We start from the raw sequence: 19,517 nt of genomic DNA, 5'->3' as shown, positions 1-19,517 counted from the left end.
GCTCAAGGGGTGAGAGTTCAGAGGTTCGCACGATACCTCCCACTACGTGGGTCCGGTTTACTCGTTGCCATGCGTCCCAAAGCGGAACTCCACCTGCACATCGAGGGCACCCTTGAGCCCGAGCTCGTCGTCGAGCTGGCCCGGCGGAACCGGATCGACCTGCCGACCTACGACGTGGAGGCCATCCGCTCCCGCTACTCCTTCACCGACCTGCGCTCGTTCCTGGACGTGTACTACGAGCACCTCGCCGTCCTGCGCACCGAGCAGGACTTCTACGACCTGGCCGCCGCCTACCTGCGGCGGGCCGCCGGGCAGGGGGTGCGGCACGCGGAGATCTTCTTCGATCCGCAGGCGCATCTGAGCAGGGGTGTGACGCTGGAGACGGTGTTCGGCGGGCTGTCGGCGGCGATCAAGGACTCGGGGGCGTCGGCCGCGCTCATCCTGTGCTTCCTGCGCGACCGGGGCGCGGAGGAGGCCGAGCAGGTGCTGCGGGCGGCGCTGCCGTTCCGTGACCACTTCATCGGGGTGGGGCTGGACTCGGCGGAGGTGGGGTATCCGCCGTCGCTCTTCCGGCGGGTCTTCGACCTCGCGGCGGCGGAGGGGCTGCACCGGGTGGCGCACGCGGGCGAGGAGGGCGGTCCCGACTACGTGTGGGAGGCGCTGGACGTCCTGGGCGTGGAGCGGGTCGACCACGGCATCAGGGCGATGGAGGATCCGCAGCTCGTGGCCCGGCTGCGGGAGGAGCGCATCCCGCTGACCGTGTGCCCGCTGTCGAACGTACGGTTGCGGGCGGTGCCGTCCCTGCGTGACCACATTCTGCCCGCGATGCTGGACGAGGGCCTGGTCGTCACCGTCAACTCCGACGACCCGGCCTACTTCGGCGGCTACGTGGAGGACAACTACGCGGCGCTGCGGCGTGAGCTGGGGATGAGCGACGAGCAGCTCGACCGGATCGCCCGCAACTCCTTCGCCGCCTCGTTCGCGTACGAGGGCGCTGACGAGGGCGCTGACGAGGGCTGAGCACGACGAAGGGGCCCACCCGGCGGGTGGGCCCCTGGATAACGCTGCTCAGCTGCAGAGAAATGACGTTAGCTGATCGCGCACTTCGTCTCTTCGCTCTTGATGCCGAGGATCTGGCTCAGGATGTCGCCGGTCTGAACGACGAGGACGCCCTTCGTGCCGTTGTCGACATCGCCCTGGGCGAAGATGTTCTCGTCGCCGCAGAAGAAGAAGGTGCGCTGCGCGTCTTCGTTGGCCCGGGGCCACTCGGCCGTGGCAGCTACCGCGGAGCCGCCGAACATGACCATCCCGCCGACGAGACCGGCCAGGACGAGTCCTGATTTATACATGTGATTCTCCCTGATACCTCTCGACTACTCTCCGTAGCTATCGGGAGAAGATCTGCCCTGCCCCCAAGTTCGACAAACGCCGATAATTTCCGGCTTGACCAGGGAAAACCCGCCACATTACCGAACAGGTGAAGAAGAGAGCCCGGCTTGGCGCACGCCTGCGGGCGACTGAAGGACAGCCGCCCCGCCCATGGGGCTTCCATGACCGGGCCGCGCGCCCTCTCGCGGCTTTGGAAGGGGAGCATCGCGGGCAGACTAGTCGTGACTCCGCGTAGCGGACGATCCTCGCCGGATGACCACAGAACGGCACCCGCCCGACCGCCGCCTACGGCAGGGTCAGGACGACGGGGCCGTCCTCGGTGATGGCCACGGTGTGCTCGACGTGCACGCTTCTGCTTCCGTCGGCCGAGCACACCGACCAGCCGTCGTCCGCCATGTAGTACTCGTCGCCGCCGCCGGCCATCAGGCTGGGCTCGATCGCGATCACCAGCCCGGGGCGCAGCCGCAGCCCTCTGCCGGGTCTGGCCTCGTTGGGCACCCACGGCGACTCGTGCATGGACCGGCCGATGCCGTGGCCGCCGAAGTCGTTCTGCATGCCGTAGCCGGCGCCGCGCCCGACCGTGGACATGGCGTGCCCGATGTCGCCCATCCGGCCGCCGGGCACGGCCGCCTCGATGCCCGCGGCGAGCGTCTCCTCGGCGACCCTGATCAGCTTGAGGTCCTCGGCGCGGGCGTGGCCGACCGTGAGACTGACGGTGCCGTCGGCGTGCCAGCCGTCCACGATGGCTCCGCAGTCCACGCTGAGCAGGTCTCCGTCACGCAGCCGGTACGACGTCGGCAGCCCGTGCAGCATGGTGCCGTTCACACTGGTGCAGATGACACCCGGGTACGGCGTGGCGCCGAACGAGGGGTGGTATCCGAGGAACGACGCCCCGGCCTTGGCCTCCTCGAGCACGGTCCTGGCCACCTCGTCCAGCTGCCTGAGCGTGACCCCGATGTCCGCCCGGTCGCGCACCGCGCTCTGCACGGCGGCCACCACCCGGCCCGCCTCGCGCATCGCGGCGATCTCGCCGGCCGACTTCAGTTCGATCATGACTCCTCCTGAGCGATAACTATACCGGTATTTTTATCACGCTCAGCGGAGTCCTCGTACGGATCAGTCCAGGCCCTTCCTCCCGGGCGTCCAGAACGGCTTCGTCCGCACGTCCCTGCGGTGCCATCCGCGCTCGCCGACCAGATGGGCGCGCACGGCCTGGATCGTGCGGGCCTCCCCCGCCAGGTAGGCCACGCCGGGGGTGTCGGGCAGGTCCAGCTTCCTGACCGCGTCCACCAGCGCCCGCGACCCCGCCGCCGACGCGCCGCCGCGACACACCTCGACCAGATCGCCCGGCAGGCCGAGGTGGTCGCCCGGCCCCTCCGCCTCCACCGCCCCGTACGTCCGCGCCCCGGCGGGCAAGGCGCGCAACATCGGCCCGAACGCCACGGACGCCGTCTCCTCCCCCGCGAACAGGTGGTACGGGGCCTCCTCCCGCACCACGAAGCTCCCTTCCGGGCGGGTGAAGGCGATCTCCTGGCCGGGAGCGGCGTTCCTGATCCAGGTGACGCCCGGCGAGTCGCCGCCGTGGTCGTAGCCGACGAGGTCGAGGGCTTCCCACGAGGGATCGTGCCGCCAGACCGAGTACGTCCGCAGCACGCCACCCAGCGGGCCGCGGCCCTCGATCAGCAGCCGGATGTGCTGGCCGGGGGTCCACCGCAGGTACGCCAGGGCCGGCCCGCCGATCCTGACCCGCCGCATGCGCGCGGTGAGCTGCTCGACCTCGACCACCTCCCCCTTGACGAAGAACCGGTCGAGCAGCTTGCGGGGCATGATCGTGCTCACGACCGCCTCCCCTCGATGGCCACCTCGCGCACGGCGAAGGCCGGCAAGTCGAGTCCTTCGATTCGGCGGCGGAGGACACTCGGGCTCATGATCGGCTCCTCCTGGGGTCGAGGTCTTCGATCTGGCGGCGAGCGTCCACGAAGATCTCCTGGATCCGCTCGACCACCCGCGGATCCCCGTGGGCGTGAGCGAGTGCCTTCACCGCCGCCTTGACCAGGCGCAGCGCGGGGCCGACGATCTCCGCCGCCTCCGGCTCGCGGAACATCCCCCACTCGCCCCGGCCCGCGGCCCGGCCCCACAGGCGCTCGATCTCCTCGGCCCGCTCGGCGGCCACCCGCCCGCCCTCGTCAGTGACGTGGTAGACCTTGCGGCCGTCCTCGGACTCGGCGCGTACCAGGCCCTCGTCCTCCAGCAGTTGCAGGGTCGGGTAGATGGAGCCGGCGCTCGGCTCGTAGGTGCCGTTGAAGCGGTCGGCGAGCCGGCCCATGAGGTGGTAGCCGTGGCCGGGCCCCTCGGCGACCAGGGCGAGGATGGCCAGCCGCAGCTCACCCGGCCCGAAGAACCGCCCCGTGGGGCCTAAGCCACCGGCGCCTTGGTTACGACGTGCGTTCATCATGAGTCGGATGCTATATCGAACGATATATCGGAGTAAAGACGTACTATCTCGATGCCGGTCCCTCAGCGACGCGGATCCGGACCCTCGGTGACCCCCCAGGCCTCCGCGAGCCGGCCGCCGTCGATGCGGAAGATCTCGATCAGCACGGGACGGACGTCGCCGCCCTGAACGTCCATCCCCTCGACGGACGAGCGGACCGCCACCTTGTCACCGTCGATCAAAAGGTCCTCGGCCACGACCCGCATGTCCGGAAACCGGGCGACGACCTGCGCCCAGGCCGCCCGCCCCGCCTCGAACCCGATGGCGCCGAGCGGATGGTTGCGGAAGTCGGGCGTGAACAACTCGGCGGCCTGGTCGAACTGCCGCGTGTTGAAGCATTCCTGCATCCGCCGCACCAGAGCGCCGGCTTCCTCACGGCTGGTCATCGAAGAGACCTCCTCGTCATCGGCAGACCCGCCTCCGAGCGAGGCCGGCCAGTTAAACGGGGCGTCGCCCCGCTTATGCCAAGGAGCATACGGGGCGCCGCCCCGGTTAAGCTAGCCCGGTGATACGTCCAACCACGGACACCCCCCGGCCGATCCACCGGCGGACCCCGTGAACAACCGTGAGTCGCACCCCGACGCGGGCAATGACCGGGAGCAGCGTGCGGACGCGCGCAACAACCGCGAGTCGCAGCCCGACACGCGCAACAACCAGGTGCCGCGAGCCGACACGCGCAACAACCGCGAGTTGGGCGCCGACGCGGGCCACAACCAGGAGTCGCGGGCCGAGACGCGCAACGACCGGGAGATGCGGGCTGACGCGCGTCGCAATCGTGAGCAGGTGCTGCGGACCGCGCAGCGGCTGTTCGCCGCGCAAGGGCTCGGCATCTCGCTCGACGAGATCGCGCGCCATGCGGGGGTCGGCCCCGGCACCGTTCACCGGCACTTCCCCAGTAAGCAGGCGCTCTACCTGGCCGTCGCGATCGATCAGATCAGGCAGTTGGTCGCCGAAGGAGAGGCGCTCGCCGGCACCGGCGATCCGGGCGCGCTGTTCACGTTGCTGTCCCGGATGATGGCCTCGGGCGCGGAGAACGCGGCGGTGAAGAGCGCGCTCACGGCCGCCGAGTTCGACCTGCGCGACGCGGCACCCGATGCCGCCGCCGACCTCACGCACCAGGTCGCGCGCCTGCTCGATCGTGCCCACAGCGCCGGCGTCGTACGTGCCGATGTGACCGTCGACGAGGTGATGGCGATCGTCGCCGGGGCCTTCGCCGCGATCCAGCACGCCGGCGCGGACACCAGCCGCGAACGCTGCGCCCACCTCGCCCGAATCATCCTCGACGGACTACGACCCCCGTCCCGGCGGTAAGAACCCCGGGCCCGGCTCCACCGCCCATCCGCGCACACCACCCAGCCGCCCACCCAGGCAGACGGCCCAGTCGCGCGCACCACCCATCCGGGCACACCGTTCGGTGGCGCAGGACGCTCAGACACCGCCCAACCGGACACACCGCCCAGCGGCGCACGGCGCTCAGAGGGTGATGACGATCTTGCCTCTGGCGTGGCGGCCTTCGAAGTGGGTGATGGCTTCGGGGACCTCGCTGAGCGGGTACGTCCGGTCGATGACGGTGGTGAGCTTGCCTGTTTCGACCAGTTCGCGCAGGGTGCCGAGGTCCGTGGCGTTCTCCTGGGTGACGATGGTGACGAAGGTGTGCCGGACGAACGGGGACATCGCCCTCAACCGGATGAGGCGGCCTATCACCCCGAACCAGGGCCCGCCGCCGGTGCCGCTGTTGGGGACGAGGATCCCGTCGGGCGTGAGCGCGCGCCGCAGGTCGGCGACCGTACGGTTGCCCACGTTGTCGAGAATGAAGTGATATCTGCGGCCGGTGCGGGTGAAGTCCTCTTTGCCGTAGTCGATGACGTGGTCGGCGCCCAGTGAACGGACCAGGTCGGCGTTCCCGCCACTGCACACGCCCGTCACCTCGGCCCCGTACGCCTTCGCGAGCTGCACCGCGCACGTGCCGATGCCGCCCGAGGCCCCGTTGACCAGCACCCGCCGCCCCGCCCGCACCCGCCCTTCGCCACGCAGGGCCCGCAGCGCGGTCAGCCCCGAGGTGGGCAGGGCGGCGGCCTGCTCGAACGTCAGCCCTGCGGGCTTGTACGCCAGCGGCCCGTCCGCGCGCACGGTGACGTATTCGGCGAAGGCGCCCCGGGCGCAGCCGAAGACCTCGTCGCCGGGCTCGAACGCCGTGACGCCCCCGCCCACCGCCTCCACCACGCCGGCCAGGTCGTTGCCCAGGCCGGGGTGCTTCGGCCGGGCCGGGCCCGCCATGGCACGCAGGATGTACGGGCTGCCTCTGAGCAGGTGGTGGTCGCCGGGGTTGACCGCGGCCGCGCGTACCCGGACGAGCACCTCGCCGTCGCCCGGCACGGGCCTGGCCACGTCGCGCAGCTCGATGACGTCAGGCGGGCCGTAAGCGTGGTAGCGGATGGCCTTCATCGTCATGGCGTCTCCTCTGACACGTGAAAGGACTTTCTGACACGTGAAAACCATACCTCCCCCATGGGTGCTTGTGAGTGGGTCGCGGACGACAAAAAACCGCGGCGGCCGGAGGAGATCCTCCAGCCGCCGCGGCTCGCGTTCGTTCAAGCGTCCAGCCGTTCAGGCGCTCGGCCGTTCAGGCGCTCGGCCGTTCAGGCGCTCGGCCGTTCAGGCGCTCGGCCGTTCAGGCGCTCGGCCGTTCCGCCATCCAGCGTTCAGCCGGGCAGGCGTTCAGCCGTTCAGGCCTTGAGCCAGCTCATCATCGGGCGCAGCTTGGCGCCGGTCTTCTCGATCGCGTCCTCGGACAGCTCCCCGCGGTAGCGCTGGAACTCCTTCTGCCCGCCGTCGAACTCCTCGACCAGCTGCCGGGCGAAGGTCCCGTCCTGAACCTCGGACAGGATGCGGCGCATCTCCTGACGGGTCTCGTCGGTGATGACGCGCGGGCCACGGGTGTAGCCGCCGTACTCGGCCGTGTCGGAGACCGACCAGTACATCTTGGAGATGCCGCCCTCGTACATGAGGTCGACGATGAGCTTCATCTCGTGCAGGCACTCGAAGTAGGCCACCTCGGGCTGGTAGCCGGCCTCGATGAGGGTGTCGAAGCCTGCCTTGATCAGCTCGGAGACGCCGCCGCAGAGCACGGCCTGCTCACCGAACAGGTCGGTCTCGGTCTCCTCCTTGAACGTGGTGCGCAGCGCGCCCGCGCGGGTGCCGCCGATGCCCTTGGCGTAGGAGAGCGCGAGGTCGAGCGCCTTGCCCGAGGCGTCCTTCTCGACGGCCACGAGCACCGGGACGCCGCGCCCGGCCTCGAACTGGCGGCGGACGAGGTGGCCGGGGCCCTTGGGGGCGACCATGCACACGTCGACGCCCTCGGGGGCCTCGATGAGGCCGTAGCGGATGTTGAGGCCGTGGCCGAAGAACAGCGCGTCGCCCTCGACCAGGTTGGGGGCGACGTGCTCGGCGTACAGGTGGCGCTGGATGTGGTCCGGCGCGAGGATCATGGTGAGGTTGGCCTCTTCGACCGCCTCGGACGGCGAGAGCACGCGCAGGCCGTCGTTCTCGGCCTTCTCGCGGCTCTTGGAGCCCTCGGGCAGCCCGACGCGCACGTCGACGCCGGAATCACGCAGGGAGAGCGCGTGGGCGTGGCCCTGGCTGCCGTACCCCAGCACGGCCACGTGGCGCCCCTGGATGATCGACAGGTCGGCCTGGTCGTCGTAGTAGATCTCGGTCACTTGCTAAACCTTTCAGGCGGTACGGTCCAGTGCCCTGAGGGACCGGTCGGTGATGGAACGGGCGCCGCGGCCGATGGCCACCATGCCCGACTGGACGAGTTCTTTGATCCCGAACGGCTCCAGCACCTTGACGAAGGCCTCGAGCTTGTCGGGAGTGCCGGTGACCTCGATGGTCACCGCGTCGGACGCGACGTCGACGCAGCGGGCCCGGAAGAGCTGGACGAGCTCCAGCACGTGGGAGCGGCTCTCGGAGTCGGCCTTGACCTTGATCAGCATCAGCTCGCGCTGCACGGACTGCGTCGGGTCCAGCTCGACGATCTTGAGCACGTTCACCAGCTTGTTGAGCTGCTTCGTGACCTGCTCAAGCGGCAGTTCCTCCACGCTGACCACGATCGTGATGCGGGAGATGTCGTCGTGCTCGGTCGGCCCGACGGCCAGGGAGTCGATGTTGAAGCCGCGCCGGCTGAACAGCGCCGACACGCGTGCCAGCACGCCGGGCCGGTTCTCGACCAGCACCGACAGCGTGTGTCTACTCATCCTCGTTCTCCCACTTCGGCGCCATGTCACGGGCGATCTTGATGTCGTCGTTGCTGGTGCCCGCCGCGACCATGGGCCAGACCATCGCGTCCTGGTGGACGACGAAGTCGACCACGACGGGCACGTCGTTGATCTCCATGGCCTTCTTGATGACGGCGTCCACGTCCTCGGGACGCTCGCATCGCAGGCCCACACAACCATAGGCCTCGGCCAGCTTGACGAAGTCCGGGATACGGCGCGCCGTCTGCAGGTTGGTGTTGGAGTAACGCTGGTCGTAGAAGAGCGTCTGCCACTGGCGGACCATGCCGAGATTACCGTTGTTGATGACGGCGATCTTGACCGGCACACCCTCCAGCGCGCACGTGGCCAGCTCCTGGTTGGTCATCTGGAAGCAGCCGTCGCCGTCGATGGCCCACACGGTGGCGTCGGGCCGGCCCATCTTCGCGCCCATCGCGGCCGGGACGGCGAAGCCCATGGTGCCGAGGCCGCCGGAGTTGATGAACGTGCCCGGGTTCTCGTAGCCGATGAACTGCGAGGCCCACATCTGGTGCTGCCCGACCCCGGCCACGTAGTACGTCTCGGGCCCGGCGATCGCGCTCAGCCGCTCCATGACGTATTGAGGGGCCAGCGAGCCGTCCTCGAACTCGTCGTAGCCCAGCGGGTAGGTCTGCTTGTAGCCGTTGAGCATCGTCCACCAGTCGGCGTAGTCGCCCTTCTGGCCGGACGCCTCGATTGCGCCGATGAGGTCGGTGATGACCTCTTTGCAGTCGCCCACGATCGGCACGTCGGCGTGGCGGTTCTTGGAGATCTCCGCCGGGTCGATGTCGGCGTGCACGATCTTCGCGTACGGGGCGAACGACGCCAGGTTTCCGGTGACCCGGTCGTCGAAGCGCACGCCCAGGCCGATGATCAGATCGGACTTCTGCAGCGCGCCGACGGCCGACACGCTGCCGTGCATGCCCGGCATGCCCATGTGCTGGGGGTGGCTGTCGGGGAAGGTGCCCCTGGCCATCAGGGTCGTGATGACCGGGATGTTGGTCAGCTCGGCCAGTTGCAGCAGCTCCGCCGAGGCGCTGGCCTTGTGGACGCCGCCGCCGACGTACAGGACGGGCCGGCTCGCCTCGGCGATCAGCTTGGCGGCCTCGCGGATCTGCTTGGAGTGCGGCCTGGTGACCGGGCGGTAGCCCGGGAGCTGCATGGTGGGCGGCCAGCTGAAGGTGGTCTCGGACTGCAGCGCGTCCTTGGAGATGTCCACGAGAACCGGGCCGGGACGGCCGGTGGAGGCGATGTGGAAGGCCTCCATGATCGTACGGGCGATGTCCGCGGGATCGGTCACCAGGAAGTTGTGCTTCGTGATCGGCATGGTGATGCCGGAGATGTCGGCTTCCTGGAAGGCGTCCGTGCCGATGGCGGCACTGGCCACCTGCCCGGTGATGGCCACGATCGGCACCGAGTCCATGTAGGCGTCGGCGATCGGGGTCACCAGGTTGGTGGCGCCGGGGCCGCTGGTCGCCATGCACACCCCGACCTTGCCGGTGGCCTGCGCGTAGCCCTCGGCCGCGTGCCCCGCCCCCTGCTCGTGGCGTACGAGCACGTGACGGACCTTGGTCGAGTCGTAGAGAGGATCGTAGGCCGGCAGAATGGCACCGCCCGGGATCCCGAACACTGTGTCGACTCCCACGTGCTCCAGCGCCCTGACCAGGGCCTGTGCACCTGTCATCCGTTCGGTCATCGGCTCGTTCCTTGCGTGGCTACTCGCTTAAGGACATAAAAAATGCCCCGTCCCGCCGACTGGCGGGTCTGGGGCGGCGCGCAGGTCGTCGTGCTTCGCTATCGGCCTGCGCGCCGGCGAAGTACTACGAGAATCTCACTGCGAAGCATGGCTTACACCATAGCCGCTCCGAACGCCCCAGTGTCAACTTGGTGGACACATGTCTCAAACGGTGAGACTCGTCCTGCGCAGCGAGTCGACCCCTCGCGCCGCCATCGGCCGCGCCACCAGGAACCCCTGCCCGCGCGTGCATCCCATCTGCTTGAGCAGTTCGAGCTGCTCGGGACGCTCGATGCCCTCGGCCACCACGATGAGCCCGAGGTCGTGGCCGAGCCGCACGATCGTGCGGGTGAGCAGGGTCAGCGTGTCGTCGCGGCCCAGCCCGGACACGAACGACGGGTCGATCTTGATCATGTCGACCGGGAGCTGGCGCAGGAAGGCCAGCGAGGCGTAGCCGGTGCCGAAGTCGTCGATGGCCAGGCGCACTCCGAGGGCGCGCAGCTCGGACAGCCGCTTGATCGTCTCCTCGGCGTCCTCGACCAGCATCTCCTCGATCACCTCAAGGGTGAGCGCGGCGGCGGGCAGCCCGCTCTCGGCCAGCGCCTCCTCCACGGTCTCGACGAACCTGGGCGCCATGATCTGGCGCGCCGACAGGTTGAGCGACAGCCCGATGTCCCAGGACGACGCCCGCCAGGCGGCCACCTCGCGGCACGACTCGCGCAGGATCCACTCGCTCAGCGGCACGATGAGCCCGGTGTCCTCGGCCGGGCCGAGGAACTGCTCGGGCGGCACGAACACCGACCCGCGCCACCAGCGCACCAGCGCCTCGACGGCCGTCACCCGCGAGGTGGCCAGGTCGACCACCGGCTGGTACTCGATCGCGAACTGCTGCTCGATCAGCGCCCGCTGCAGGTCGGCGGCCAGCTCCAGGCGGCGAACGACGTCGGCGTGCATCTGCGCGGCGAACACCTCGACGCGCCGCCCGCCGAGCTCCTTGGAGCGCGCCATAGCCACATCCGCGTTGCGCATGAGGTCGCCCGCGGGCTGGTCGTCCTCGGCGAAGGCCACGCCCACGCTCGCGGTGATCGCCACGTCGCGGTCGGCCACCCGGAACGGCTCCTGCGAGACCGCGCCGACCAGCCGCTCGGCCAGATCGACCGCGACCTGCGCCTCGCCGCCGGTCTCCACGAGCACGGCGAACTCGTCGCCGCCCCACCTGGCCAGCGTGTCGTCGGGGCGCACGGCCCCGCGCAGCCGGCGGGCCGCCTGCCCGAGCAGGTAGTCGCCGCTGGCGTGGCCGACCGAGTCGTTGACCGAGGTGAATCCGTCGAGGTCGAGGAAGATGACCGCGACGTTGGCCGTGCCCGAGGTGCGCCCGGCCAGCACCTCGCGGGTGCGCTCCTCGAAGTAGGCGCGGTTGGGCAGGCCGGTGACGCCGTCGTGGAAGGTGAGGTGGGCGACCTGGTTGCGCAACGCCTCCTGGTCGCTGACGTCTCTGGTCGTCACCAGCATCCGCTCGTCACCGCCGACCCGGCGGGTGGCCACGGACTCGGTGGGGCGCCAGGTGCCGTCGGCCGCGCGCACGCGGCAGGCGATGAGGCACGTGCCGGGCGCCGCGTTCTCCTCGTCGAGGTGCATGGCCCGCATGGCGGCCTGGATGCCTGGCACGTCCTCGGGATGGATGTAGTCGAAGATCGAGCCGCCGATCAGCTCGTCGGGGCAGTAGCCGTAGGTGACCTCGACCCCGGGGCCGATCTCGCGCACCACACCCTGGTAGTCGCAGGCGAAGACCACGTCGCCGGTGCTCTCGGCCAGCTCCCTGAGCTGGCGGTCGCCCAGCTTGACCAGGCCGCGCAGGCGTACGTTGACCGCGGAGAGCACGAACAGGCGCACCAGCAGGAGCAGCACGATGGACACGGCGACCAGCACGACGCCGGTCACCGACGCACCCGCCCGCCCGCCCGCCTGGTGCACGAGCAGCGTGACCGCGGCCACGGCGACCAGCGCCAGCGGCGCGACCCCGATCGCGTGGCCGACCGCCGGGCGGGCGGACTCACCCGGCTTGGGGCCCCACGGGACGGCCGCCAGCAGCAGCAGCGCGACGGGGGCGAGCATGACGCTCCAGAGCTGCGGCTCGCCGTCGATCAGCCGCGCCACCGCCTGCCCCACGCCGGCCACGGTCATCGTGGCCAGCACGCCTATCCCGGCCAGGCCGAGCAGCCAGGAGGAGGACCTGCTGGTCACCACCGACGGGATCACGGCGCAGGTCACCAGCAGCGCGATCAGCGGCGGCAGCATGACCAGCGTGAACGCGGGCGGATCGGCCGTCTCGGCGTAGACGTGGCGCAGCGCCACCACCCAGCCGACGAGGAAGAGCGAGGCGGCGCTCAGGTAGGCGTCCGTGAGCTGCCGTAAGGCGACTCTGGCCGGAAATCTGCGGTCGGCGGCGATCAGCGCGCCCCCCGCCGTGACCACCGCGCCGAGCAGCACGAACATGTCGGCGAAACTGGCCACGAAACCTTCGGCGATCGACTCGAGCGCCACCCCGGCGGCCCAGATGACCGCCCCGCCGCCCATCCAGCGGGCGGCCATCGCCGTCGGGCGGTGACCGGCGGCCTGCTTCACCGAGGCGAACAGCAGGGAGCCCGCGGCGACCAGCGCCGCCAGCCCTCCGGCGACCGCGCCGGTGACCAGGGCCGGGCCCTGCGCGAGGACGGCAGCGGCGAACACCACCGCTCCTGCCGCCGCCGCGGCGGCCGGCGGCACCCGTGGATCACGCCAGCGGATCACAGTCGTTGCCCATCCCGTCTCGAACCCTGCACCTGCGACCGCCGAAGCCCGGTCGATCACTTCGCCAGTGTGTGCGGTCGTGGGTGCGCGGGTGGTGACAACGCCGATGTCGTCACCGATCTGATAACCACACAGACCATTTGCCGCCAAGAGTCCCTTGACAGTCAGTCAGGAACTCCCTGCAAACGCAACCGTACGCACCGAAGGTCACGGACCAGCCACGTTCCGGAATCCTCTCAATATGCGTCGGTGATGACGTTGACCAGCGCTTCGCCGGCGAGATAGCGCTCCAACTGAGCCCTCATGAGGCGCAGCGTCCGCCGCACCGACGCGGGGGTGCTGCCCGCGACGTGCGGTGTGATCAGCAGGCCCGGCGCGCCCCAGAGCGGGTGTCCCTCGGGCAGCGGCTCGGGCGCGGTCACGTCGAGCGCGGCGCGCAGCCTGCCGTTCTTGAGCTCCGCGAGCAGCGCGTCGGTGTCGACGATCCCGCCGCGGGCGGCGTTGACGAGCACGGCGCCGTCCTTCATCCGGGCGAGGAACGCGGCGTCCACCATGCCGGCGGTGGCCGCGGTGGCGGGTACCAGCAGCACGACGACGTCCGCCTCCGGCAGCAGCGCGGGCAGTTCGTCCATGGCGTGCACGCCGTCGCGGGCGCTGCGCGCCACCCGGACGATCTCCGCCTCGAACCCGTCGAGCCGGCGCTCCAGCGCGGCGCCGATGGAGCCGTAACCCACGATCAGCACGCGCGAGTCGGCCAGCACGCCGGTGTGGTGGTAGGTCCACTCCCCCCTGCGCTGTGCGTCCACGAACCCGGGGAACTCCCTGACGACCGCCAGCATGGCGCCCACCGCCCACTCGGCGGTGCCCGCGTCGTGCACGCCGCGCGCGTTGCACAGCACCGCGCCCGAGGGCATGTGCGGCCGGTACGCCTCCACGCCGGCGGTCACGGTCTGCAGCAGCTTGAGCGAGCCCATCCTGGCCAGCGTCCCCGGCACGTCGGGCACGGGGATGAGCGGCGGGATCCACACCTCCACGTCGCCCACTCCGTCCGGCATCGCGGACGTGCCGTCATAGACCGCACATTCAACGCCGGGGAGGTCGGACAGTACATCGGCCACCGAAACGGACGGAACCCAGGTCTTCATGCCGAGAACCTTACGACTACGGGGTCAGTATGGAACACATGAGGAAGCTCTGGACGATCGCGCTGATGGCCGTGCTCACCGGCTGTTCCGGCTCCTACGGCGGCGGCGGGGAGGCGCTCCCCACGGCGGCCGTGTCGGCGGGCGCCGCGCCCGGCGCTCCCCAGGACGTCGTGACCGGGCTGGCCGTCCCGTGGGGGATCGCGTTCCTGCCCGGCGGCGACGCCCTCGTGACCGAGCGCGACTCGGCCCGGCTGCTGCGGGTGAGCCAGGCGGGCGCGGTGAAGGAACTGGGCATCATCGAGGGCGTACGGCCGGACGGCGAGGGCGGCCTGATGGGCGTGGCCGTCAGAGAGCGGCAAATCTTCCTTTACCACACGGCGGATCAGGACAACCGGATCGTCCGCTACCGCCTCGACGGCGACCGTCTCACCGACCGGCGCGTCATCGTCGAGGGCATCCCGAAGGGCGGCATCCACAACGGCGGCCGGCTCGCGTTCGGCCCCGACGGCTTCCTGTACGCCACCACCGGCGAGACCGGCGACCGCGACCTGGCCCAGCAGCGCGACTCGCTCGGCGGCAAGATCCTGCGCATGACCGCGGACGGCGCGCCGGCGCCCGGCAACCCGTTCGGCACGCTGGTCTACAGCTACGGCCACCGCAACGTCCAGGGCCTGGCCTGGGACGACTCGGGCCGCCTGTACGCCTCGGAGTTCGGGGCGAACACCTACGACGAGGTGAACCTGATCAAGCCGGGGGCCAACTACGGCTGGCCGGAGGTCGAGGGGCGCGGCGACGACGACCGCTACACGAACCCGGTCCTCACCTGGCCCACCTCCGACGCCTCGCCCTCGGGCCTGGCGTACGCGAACGGCTCGTTGTGGATGGGCGCGCTGCGGGGCGAGCGGCTGTGGCAGATCCCGCTGAGCGCCGACGGCTCGGCCGGCACGCCCGCGGCCCACTTCACCGGCCGGTACGGCCGCCTGCGCGCGGTCGTCACGGCCCCCGACGGCAGGCTGTGGGTCGGGACCAGCAACAAGGACGGCCGCGGCTCGGTCAGGGACGGCGACGACCGGATCATGTCCGTCACCCCGTCCTGACCCTCCGGCGGAAGTCCGCCGTCACGCCGGCGGGCCCCGGCGACCTGAGCGCCAAGACCCGTGCGGATGCTCAGCGCGGGACGCCGGTGCAGGCGATCTGCGGCTGCGGGCGGTACTTGGTGGTCAGCTTCTTGTCCTTCTTGACCACTTTGCCGTCCTTGTGGAACACGCGGGTCACATCGATCGTGAACCCCTGCTGTCCCGTGGTGGGCAGGCAGCCGGGCGTGGAGCTGGTCTCGCGCCGGAACGGCGTGAAGTCCCTGCGCTCCGACTCCACGGCCTCGATCTTGTCGTAGCGCTTGGTGCTCCACAACGTCACGGTGACGGACGTCTCGGTGAAGGCGGTCTTGATCAGCACGCCCTGGTCGGAGTCGTTGCGCCACTTCAGGTCCACGTCCGGGTAGAGCAGCGCCACGCTGCGCCCCGCCGGATAGCGCTCGGCGAAGTAGTCCATCGCCTGGTGCTCCACGTCCTCGAACCCGGCGAAGAACGCCGCGTTGTAGAGGACCGTGGCGAACTGCGACCCGCCGCCGCCGACCACGTTCACCGTCCGGCCGCCGACGACCTGCCCGGCTTCGACGTATCCGTTCTCGACCGTCCGCTCGCCCAGGAAGTCGTTCAGCGAGAACGTGTCCCCGCGCTTGACGATGTGCCCGTCGAGCTCCTGCGCCATCCGCTGGATGTTCTTCGTCCGGGGCTGGCAGCAGTCGAACGTCGAGGTGAACTGGCCGACGATCTCCCTGATGCCGAGACCCTGGATCTCCGAGGTCTGCACGGCCGGGGCGACGGTGCCGGTCCGGACCGGGATCGTCCGGAGGCCACCCTGGTCGAACACCTTCTCGGCGTCCCTGGCCAGCAGCTTGTCGTTGATCCCGCGCCCGACGCGGGCGGGCACCAGGACCGGCTTGCCGTCCACGATCTGGTACGTGGCGTCGCGCGGCTGCTGGGCCGCGTCCACGAGGCTGCTCTCCGCGGCGGCCAGCACGGCCTTGGCGTTGAACTCGGGCACGAGCTCGCCGTCGCCGTCGGCCACGTAGGTCAGGTTGGCGGCGATCGTGGCCGGGGCGATCTGGGTCTGCTTGCCGTCGAGCGTCAGGGTCAGGGGGGCGGCCACCGCCGCCTTCGCCTTCTCCACCGCCGTCTCGACGGACTCGGGGGTGGAGGCCGGCTTGGCCGGCCTGAGCGTGAGGACCACCGTGCCGCCGCCGTTCAGGAAGGCGTCGCTGATCCGCTTGACGGCGTCGTCCCGGTCGAGCAGCACGCCGTCCTGGGGCAGGTGCGCCTTGGGCGCCAGGCCGGTGAAGGTCACCCGGCCCTCGCGCGCGCGTTTGTCGGCGGCCTCCGCCATGCCGTCGACGGTCCTGGTGAGCTGGGAGGCGTCGACGGAGATCTTCGGCTGGAGCTCGGTGGTGCCGGTGAGGCCGCGCCACACCTCCTGCGGGCTGGGGAACCCGCTGGGCGCCTGCCCGATGGTGCCGACCACGTCCAGGTCGAGCCCGGCCTCGTCGGCCTGGATGGTCTCCCTGGTGTCGCCGATCTCGGCCACGACGGGCTTGCTGAGCTTGGTGGCCAGCTCGCTGCGGAGCTTGTCGGCCGCCTGCGTCACGGTGAGGCCGCCGATGTCCACCCCGGACACGTGCGTGCCGCGTAACACCGAGCCGGACATGAGCACGGCGGGCACCACGTAGGCCAGCGCCGCCAGCATCAGCACGACGATGATCACACCGGGCAGGATCCGGCCGCGCTTCGGCGGCTCGGGCTCGTACGGGGACGGCCGCTCAGGCGAGCCCCCGAACGCCGGGGGCGGCGACTCCTTGCCGGCCATGGGCCAGGGCTGGGCGGGCGGCGCCACCGGCGGTAGCGCGTTCTTGCCCGAAGGTCCGCCCGGGGCGCTCGGGCCCTGGGCCGGCCGCGAATCCTGTCGGTCCGGCGGGCCGAAGATGTCCCGGGACACTCCCGGGGGCAACCCTTCGATCCGCGGCTTCTTGGAGACGCCCGACGTGGGGAGTGGCACCGAGGCGAACGGGTCGGTTGGTGATTCGATCGGTCCGGCGTTACGCACGCCTCAATCTCCTCCCGGTCCGCAGCCAAGTCTCAGGCAACAGTAAGGCACGCGGATCCGCATATGTCACGGGAATCGGCTACGGAAGTGTGTCAACCTAGCCACCGGTAGCGATGTTCCGGTCGTCCGGCCGTGCCGTAACGCGGCCGGAATTCGGCCTGCCCCACCGCGCAGAGGTGTTCGAGGTAGCGGCGGGCGCTCACCCGCGACAGGCCGGTGAGCTCGGCGGCCTCCGCTGCCGACAGGTCGCGGCCCGCCTCGCGCAGGGTGTCGGCGACCAGCGCGCACGTGGCCGCGGACAGTCCTTTGGGCATGGCGGCGGGGGTCTTGTGCGTGCCGAAGAGCCGGTCCACGTCGTCCTGGCGCGCCTCGGCGCCGATCGCGGTCAGGCGGCGGCGGGTGTCGGCGTACTGCTGGAGGCGCTCGGTCAGGGCGGCGGCGGTGAACGGCTTGATGAGGTAGTTGACCGCGCCGCCCCGCATGGCCTCCCTGACCGTGGGCATGTCGCGGGCGGCGCTGATCATGAGGACGTCCACGTCGTGCAGGGACTTGAGCACCTCCAGGCCCGACATGTCGGGCAGGTAGATGTCGAGCAGCACGAGGTCGGGCCGCAACTCGGCGACCGCGGCGAGGGCGTCGGCGCCGGTGTGGGCGGTCGAGACGACGGTGAAGCCCGGCACGCGGGCCACATAGCCGCTGTGGATGCGGGCCACCATGAAGTCGTCGTCCACGACCACCACGCGGATCGGCGTGCGCGTCACCGTGCCGCCCCGTCCTTCATCCCGTCCACAGCCCCGCTCACAGCCCCGTTCTTGACCCCGTTCGCGGGCAGCAGGGCGGTGAAGACCGCGCCGCCCGAGTTCCGTACCCGGACCCAGCCGCCTCTGCGCAGGCACGCCTGCCTGGTCAGCGCCAGCCCGAGCCCGCGCGGCCCCGAATGGGCGGCCTTCGTGGTGAACCCCTCCCTGAAGACCTCCTCCACCAGGTCCGGCGCGATGCCGGGGCCTGAGTCGCCGACCCGTACGCGCAGCCCGTCCGCGTCGGCCTGCACCGACACCTCGATCGTGCCCTCGGCGCCGTCGAGCGCGTCGATGGCGTTGGCGACCAGGTTGCCGACCACCAGCACCGCGTCCCTCGGATCGCCGATCAGGCCCTCGGGCACCGCGGAGTCGTCCGACAGCACGAGCCTGGCCCCTCGTTCGGCCGCCTCGGCCGACTTGGCCATGAGCAGCGCGGCGAGGGTGGGGGCCTGGATGCGTTCGCGCAGGTCGGTGGCGTACGTGCTGCCGGTCGTGCGGGTGATGAAGCCGATCGCCGCCTCGTGCTCGCCCAGTTCGAGCAGGCCCACCACGGTGTGCAGCCGGTTGGCGAACTCGTGCGCCTGCGCCCGCAGCGCGTCCGTCGCGCTGCTGGTGTCGTCGAGCTCGCGGGCCAGGCGGACCAGCTCGGTGCGGTCCCGCAGGGTGACCACCCAGCCGCGGTGGCGACCGCGTACCCAGACGGGGGTGCGGTTGAGCACCAGCACCCGCTCGCCGTGCAGCACGACGCGGTCCTCGCCCGGGTCGGCGCCGCCGAGCACGTCGCGCATGCGCTCGGAGACCGGCATCCGCGTCAGGTCCTCGCCGACGTCGCCGAGCAGTTCGCGGGCGGCGTCGTTGACCAGCGTGACGCGGCCGTTCAGGTCGAGCGCGAGCACGCCCTCCTTGACGCCGTGCAGCACACCCTCCCGCTGCTCCAGCAGGCCGGCGATCTCGCGCGGCTCCAGCCCGAACGTCTGCTTGCGCACCCGGGCGGTGATCAGCGCCGCCAGCGCGAGCCCGGCCAGCAGCACCGCCAGCGCGGTCCAGATGAGCGGCGGCAGGGCGTGGGTGAGCTGGCTGTCGACCGTGGTCTCCAGCACGCCCACGGAGACGAGGCCGATGACGGTGCCGTATTCGTCGCGGATGGGCGTCTTGCCCCTGACGGTGGTGCCGATCGTGCCGGTCTCCGTGCCCACCCAGCTCCGGCCCGAGCGCAGGACCGGGGTGCCGTCGGTGGACAGCGTCTTGCCGATCAGCGCGGCGTTGGGGTGGGCGTAGCGCTTCTGGTCGGTGTTGGCGATCACCACGTAGTCGGCGCCGGTCTCCTGCTGGACGCTCATGGCCAGCGGTTGCAGCACGCTCTCCGGGCTCGCCAGCTTGAACGCCTCGCGTACCTGCGGCAGCGCGGCCACCGACTGCGCGATCGCCAGCGCCCGCTGCTGGTAGAGCGAGTCGAGCTGATCTCTCGTGTGCTCGGCCCACACTGCCGCCGTGCCCCCGGCGGCGAGCAGCACGATCACCATCTGGAGCACGAAGAGCTGCGTCCCGAGGGACGCGTCACGCACTCGTCTCACCCTGCTCATGGAAACAAACGGAGGTCACGTCCCGGTCGCGACCGATACCCGGTTCGCCCACCGCCGGCAGGCCGCGACCAATACGACCACTACGACGGCAACCGCGCAAAGACTCGACGCCTCGCGCGCCGGAAATCAC

At 70.6% G+C, this 19,517-nt stretch carries 17 protein-coding genes; 3 read left to right on the top strand and 14 right to left on the bottom strand.

Annotated elements, in window-relative coordinates; all coding sequences use genetic code 11:
- Window positions 1-69: 69 nt before the first annotated feature.
- Complete coding sequence (locus OIE67_RS01050; protein WP_326635747.1) at window positions 70-1,020, top strand: adenosine deaminase; 951 nt, start codon at window positions 70-72, stop codon at window positions 1,018-1,020.
- Between the two features lie 68 nt (window positions 1,021-1,088).
- On the opposite strand, the gene OIE67_RS01045 is transcribed toward OIE67_RS01050, so the two are convergent.
- The 5 genes from OIE67_RS01045 to OIE67_RS01025 form a co-directional block, all read right to left on the bottom strand.
- Window positions 1,089-1,349 (bottom strand): hypothetical protein, encoded by a 261-nt coding sequence (locus OIE67_RS01045; protein WP_326635745.1) that lies wholly within the window; start codon window positions 1,347-1,349, stop codon window positions 1,089-1,091.
- Window positions 1,350-1,674: 325 nt separating this feature from the next.
- Window positions 1,675-2,442, bottom strand: a complete 768-nt coding sequence (map, locus tag OIE67_RS01040; protein ID WP_326635743.1) for a type I methionyl aminopeptidase — start codon at window positions 2,440-2,442, stop codon at window positions 1,675-1,677.
- Between the two features lie 63 nt (window positions 2,443-2,505).
- On the bottom strand, window positions 2,506-3,228 hold the full coding sequence (locus tag OIE67_RS01035; RefSeq protein ID WP_326635741.1) for a siderophore-interacting protein: 723 nt from the start codon (window positions 3,226-3,228) through the stop codon (window positions 2,506-2,508).
- A gap of 85 nt (window positions 3,229-3,313) precedes the next feature.
- Complete coding sequence (locus OIE67_RS01030) at window positions 3,314-3,844, bottom strand: PadR family transcriptional regulator (protein ID WP_326635739.1); 531 nt, start codon at window positions 3,842-3,844, stop codon at window positions 3,314-3,316.
- A gap of 62 nt (window positions 3,845-3,906) precedes the next feature.
- Window positions 3,907-4,269 (bottom strand): ester cyclase, encoded by a 363-nt coding sequence (locus OIE67_RS01025; protein WP_326635737.1) that lies wholly within the window; start codon window positions 4,267-4,269, stop codon window positions 3,907-3,909.
- A gap of 169 nt (window positions 4,270-4,438) precedes the next feature.
- On the opposite strand from OIE67_RS01025, the gene OIE67_RS01020 reads away from it, so the two are divergent.
- Entirely contained in the window at window positions 4,439-5,194 is a 756-nt protein-coding gene (locus OIE67_RS01020) for a TetR/AcrR family transcriptional regulator (RefSeq protein ID WP_326635735.1), read from the top strand.
- A 162-nt stretch (window positions 5,195-5,356) separates the two neighbouring features.
- Here OIE67_RS01020 and OIE67_RS01015 read toward each other — a convergent pair whose 3' ends face one another.
- The 6 genes from OIE67_RS01015 to OIE67_RS00990 form a co-directional block, all read right to left on the bottom strand.
- Complete coding sequence (locus OIE67_RS01015; RefSeq protein ID WP_326635732.1) at window positions 5,357-6,334, bottom strand: NAD(P)-dependent alcohol dehydrogenase; 978 nt, start codon at window positions 6,332-6,334, stop codon at window positions 5,357-5,359.
- A gap of 275 nt (window positions 6,335-6,609) precedes the next feature.
- A complete protein-coding gene (gene ilvC / locus OIE67_RS01010) occupies window positions 6,610-7,593 on the bottom strand; it encodes a ketol-acid reductoisomerase (RefSeq protein ID WP_106249500.1) in 984 nt (327 codons plus the stop codon).
- A 21-nt stretch (window positions 7,594-7,614) separates the two neighbouring features.
- The gene (gene ilvN / locus OIE67_RS01005) at window positions 7,615-8,139 is read right to left on the bottom strand and encodes an acetolactate synthase small subunit (protein ID WP_326635730.1); all 525 of its coding nucleotides are present in this window, start codon (window positions 8,137-8,139) and stop codon (window positions 7,615-7,617) included.
- Window positions 8,132-9,871 carry an acetolactate synthase large subunit gene (locus OIE67_RS01000; protein WP_326635728.1) on the bottom strand — a complete coding sequence of 580 codons (1,740 nt, stop codon included), beginning with the start codon at window positions 9,869-9,871 and terminating at the stop codon, window positions 8,132-8,134. Before OIE67_RS01000 ends, ilvN begins: the two co-directional genes overlap by 8 nt.
- A gap of 204 nt (window positions 9,872-10,075) precedes the next feature.
- Complete coding sequence (locus tag OIE67_RS00995) at window positions 10,076-12,700, bottom strand: putative bifunctional diguanylate cyclase/phosphodiesterase (protein WP_326635727.1); 2,625 nt, start codon at window positions 12,698-12,700, stop codon at window positions 10,076-10,078.
- Window positions 12,701-12,936: 236 nt separating this feature from the next.
- A complete protein-coding gene (locus OIE67_RS00990; protein WP_326635725.1) occupies window positions 12,937-13,845 on the bottom strand; it encodes a 2-hydroxyacid dehydrogenase in 909 nt (302 codons plus the stop codon).
- Window positions 13,846-13,883: 38 nt separating this feature from the next.
- On the opposite strand from OIE67_RS00990, the gene OIE67_RS00985 reads away from it, so the two are divergent.
- Entirely contained in the window at window positions 13,884-14,942 is a 1,059-nt protein-coding gene (locus OIE67_RS00985) for a PQQ-dependent sugar dehydrogenase (protein ID WP_326635722.1), read from the top strand.
- A gap of 70 nt (window positions 14,943-15,012) precedes the next feature.
- Here OIE67_RS00985 and OIE67_RS00980 read toward each other — a convergent pair whose 3' ends face one another.
- From OIE67_RS00980 to OIE67_RS00970, 3 genes are all read right to left on the bottom strand, one after another.
- On the bottom strand, window positions 15,013-17,004 hold the full coding sequence (locus OIE67_RS00980; protein ID WP_326635720.1) for a VanW family protein: 1,992 nt from the start codon (window positions 17,002-17,004) through the stop codon (window positions 15,013-15,015).
- A gap of 92 nt (window positions 17,005-17,096) precedes the next feature.
- Window positions 17,097-17,765, bottom strand: a complete 669-nt coding sequence (locus OIE67_RS00975; RefSeq protein WP_326635718.1) for a response regulator — start codon at window positions 17,763-17,765, stop codon at window positions 17,097-17,099.
- Complete coding sequence (locus OIE67_RS00970) at window positions 17,762-19,369, bottom strand: sensor histidine kinase (RefSeq protein ID WP_326635716.1); 1,608 nt, start codon at window positions 19,367-19,369, stop codon at window positions 17,762-17,764. Before OIE67_RS00970 ends, OIE67_RS00975 begins: the two co-directional genes overlap by 4 nt.
- Window positions 19,370-19,517: the final 148 nt, after the last annotated feature.

The organism is Nonomuraea fuscirosea (genome assembly GCF_035917475.1).
GTDB classification, from domain to species: domain Bacteria; phylum Actinomycetota; class Actinomycetes; order Streptosporangiales; family Streptosporangiaceae; genus Nonomuraea; species Nonomuraea fuscirosea.
This window is presented reverse-complemented; position numbering and strand designations above follow the sequence as displayed.

What these genes read in the sequence shown, in the direction of transcription:
- OIE67_RS01050 (WP_326635747.1), top strand. Translation starts at nt 70, where the DNA reads ATGCGTCCCAAAGCGGAACTCCACCTGCACATCGAGGGCACCCTTGAG.
- OIE67_RS01045 (WP_326635745.1), bottom strand. Translation starts at nt 1,349, where the DNA reads ATGTATAAATCAGGACTCGTCCTGGCCGGTCTCGTCGGCGGGATGGTC.
- map (WP_326635743.1), bottom strand. Translation starts at nt 2,442, where the DNA reads ATGATCGAACTGAAGTCGGCCGGCGAGATCGCCGCGATGCGCGAGGCG.
- OIE67_RS01030 (WP_326635739.1), bottom strand. Translation starts at nt 3,844, where the DNA reads ATGATGAACGCACGTCGTAACCAAGGCGCCGGTGGCTTAGGCCCCACG.
- OIE67_RS01025 (WP_326635737.1), bottom strand. Translation starts at nt 4,269, where the DNA reads ATGACCAGCCGTGAGGAAGCCGGCGCTCTGGTGCGGCGGATGCAGGAA.
- OIE67_RS01015 (WP_326635732.1), bottom strand. Translation starts at nt 6,334, where the DNA reads ATGACGATGAAGGCCATCCGCTACCACGCTTACGGCCCGCCTGACGTC.
- ilvN (WP_326635730.1), bottom strand. Translation starts at nt 8,139, where the DNA reads ATGAGTAGACACACGCTGTCGGTGCTGGTCGAGAACCGGCCCGGCGTG.
- OIE67_RS01000 (WP_326635728.1), bottom strand. Translation starts at nt 9,871, where the DNA reads ATGACCGAACGGATGACAGGTGCACAGGCCCTGGTCAGGGCGCTGGAG.
- OIE67_RS00990 (WP_326635725.1), bottom strand. Translation starts at nt 13,845, where the DNA reads ATGAAGACCTGGGTTCCGTCCGTTTCGGTGGCCGATGTACTGTCCGAC.
- OIE67_RS00985 (WP_326635722.1), top strand. Translation starts at nt 13,884, where the DNA reads ATGAGGAAGCTCTGGACGATCGCGCTGATGGCCGTGCTCACCGGCTGT.